The organism is Rhodococcus sp. EPR-134, assembly GCF_001647205.1.
GTDB classification, from domain to species: Bacteria; Actinomycetota; Actinomycetes; order Mycobacteriales; family Mycobacteriaceae; genus Rhodococcus_F; species Rhodococcus_F qingshengii.
Genome location: NZ_LVCT01000224.1, coordinates 1 through 2130, shown reverse-complemented (window position 1 = coordinate 2130; position 2130 = coordinate 1). Strand labels below are relative to the sequence as shown.

Annotated in this window: 3 protein-coding genes; 1 reads left to right on the top strand and 2 read right to left on the bottom strand. The window is 63.5% G+C overall.

Annotated features, from left to right (window positions below; translation table 11 throughout):
* On the top strand, positions 1 to 264 hold a 264-nt coding region (locus A2J01_RS36335), incomplete at its 5' end, for a hypothetical protein (RefSeq protein ID WP_197494198.1).
* Between the two features lie 205 nt (positions 265 to 469).
* On the opposite strand, the gene A2J01_RS09955 is transcribed toward A2J01_RS36335, so the two are convergent.
* Positions 470 to 1354 carry a mechanosensitive ion channel family protein gene (locus A2J01_RS09955; RefSeq protein ID WP_003942304.1) on the bottom strand — a complete coding sequence of 295 codons (885 nt, stop codon included), beginning with the start codon at positions 1352 to 1354 and terminating at the stop codon, positions 470 to 472.
* Between the two features lie 22 nt (positions 1355 to 1376).
* On the bottom strand, positions 1377 to 2130 hold a 754-nt coding region (prfB, locus tag A2J01_RS09950; protein WP_064112622.1), incomplete at its 5' end, for a peptide chain release factor 2.

Below are 2130 nucleotides of genomic sequence, written 5' to 3'. Positions count from 1 at the left end.
GTGGTCGCGGGTGACTGCGGCACAGACGTCGGTGCCTGCATCGCCGCGCCAGGTTGGGGAACGGTCGTCGTCGCCGGAGTGGTCGGCACCGTGGTCGCGGACTGTTCGGCGTTGCCCGGCGCAGGCGCGGGACCCGAAGTCGGCGTCGGAGAACCTGAGCTGCCCGTGCTCGATTCAGGAGACTGGGTCTCGGACGTAGTCGTCGGCTCGGTCGAGGACGGCACGGGGGTCGTCGTCGACGGTTTGACCGAGGGCGCGACGTAAGGCTCGGTCTGCGACGTGTCCACGCTGGGCGGTGGTGTCACTGCGGTCGGGTCCTCAGGATTGAGATACGTATGCAACAGATACGTCAATATCCACGCCACGATGAGAATGAAGGTAGAGGTTCGCATCCGGCCGCCGAAAATCCGGGACGGGAGCCAGTCCAGGTGAAACAATCGGTCGAGTCCGCGGCGCGGTTCCTGATCGGTCATTCGCTCGCCTCCTCGGTCCGTACGGTGTGCAGATCCGGTGACACCGTGATCCCCTGACGTCGCAGTGCTGCGGCGACGCGGACGCGAAGAGCGCGTCCGACCTGGAACTGTTTGCCAGGGAGTGTGCGCGCGACCATCCGCACGTTGACCTGATCGACCTCCAGGCTTTCGACGCCCATGACCGTGGGCTCGTCGAGCAGCAGTTTCTTGAGTCCGCGGTCGGCCATCGCGTCGACTCCGACCTGGCGAAGCACCTCGTTGACCCGGGTGAGATCGGCGGTCGCCGGAACCGGAACGTCGATGACGGCGCGTGCCCAATCCTTGGACAGGTTGGTCGCTTTCACGATCTGGCCGTTGGGAACGGTGATGACCTCGCCGTCGGAGTTTCGCATCCGCGTCACGCGCAGGGTCACGTCCTCGATGACACCCTCGGCGTCGTCGGAGGAGCCGGTGATCGCAAGTCGCACGGTGTCACCGAAGCCGTACTGACGTTCGGTGATGATGAAGAAACCGGCAAGAATGTCCTGCACGACGCGCTGTGCACCGAAACCGAGCGCCGCACCGAGAACGGTCGCCGGCGCGACGAGACTTCCGATCGGCAGGTTCAGTTGGTCGAGAACCTTCAGCGTCGCGATCACGTAGATGAACGTGATGACCACCCAGGTGATGACCTGCGCGACCGAGTGACGATGCTTGGTGGCCTCGGAACGAACCAGCGCATCGCCCAACTGATAGTTGGAGTCGATCTGGTCGGTGACCTTGTTGCCTCCCCAACTGACCAACCGGGCGAGAATCATCGCCCCGAGCACGGTCATGAGGACGGACAAACCGGTGGTTTGAAGCCAATCGAGCAGGTTCTGCCCAGGTCGAAGTAAAGTCATCGTGCCTTTCGGTATCCGAACGCTATGCGGACTGGTTCTCGCTCATGCGCCAGCGGATGCCGGCCTCGAGGAACCCGTCGATGTCGCCGTCGAGCACTGCCGACGGGTTGTTGACCTCGTACTCGGTACGCAGGTCCTTGACCATCTGGTACGGATGCAGAACATAGGAGCGCATCTGGTTGCCCCACGAGCTGCCGCTGTCGCCCTTGAGCGCATCCATCTCGGCGCGCTCTTCCTGACGCTTGACCGCGAGCAGCTTTGCCTGCAGGACGCGCATCGCCGACACCTTGTTCTGGAGCTGCGACTTCTCGTTCTGACAGGTGACGACGATTCCCGTCGGGATGTGCGTGAGTCGAACGGCGGAGTCCGTCGTGTTGACCGACTGGCCGCCGGGACCGGACGAGCGGTAGACGTCGACGCGGATGTCGTTCTCGTTGATCTCGATGTGGTCGGTCGTCTCGACGACCGGCAGTACCTCGACCTCGGCGAACGACGTCTGACGACGACCCTGGTTGTCGAAGGGGCTGATGCGAACGAGCCGGTGAGTGCCCATCTCGACGGACAACGTGCCGTACGTGTACGGGCCTTTGATCGCGAACGTCGCGCTCTTGAGTCCGGCTTCTTCGGCGTACGACGTGTCGTAGACCTCGACGCCGTAGTCGTGCTTCTCCGCCCAGCGGATGTACATACGCATGAGCATCTCGGCCCAGTCTGCAGCGTCGATACCGCCGGCACCGGAGCGGATGTTGATGAGCGCGTCGCGCTCGTCGTACTCG

Bases quoted from the DNA above. Each gene is read 5' to 3' on its own strand.
- A2J01_RS09955 (WP_003942304.1), bottom strand. From the start codon at position 1,354: ATGACTTTACTTCGACCTGGGCAGAACCTGCTCGATTGGCTTCAAACC.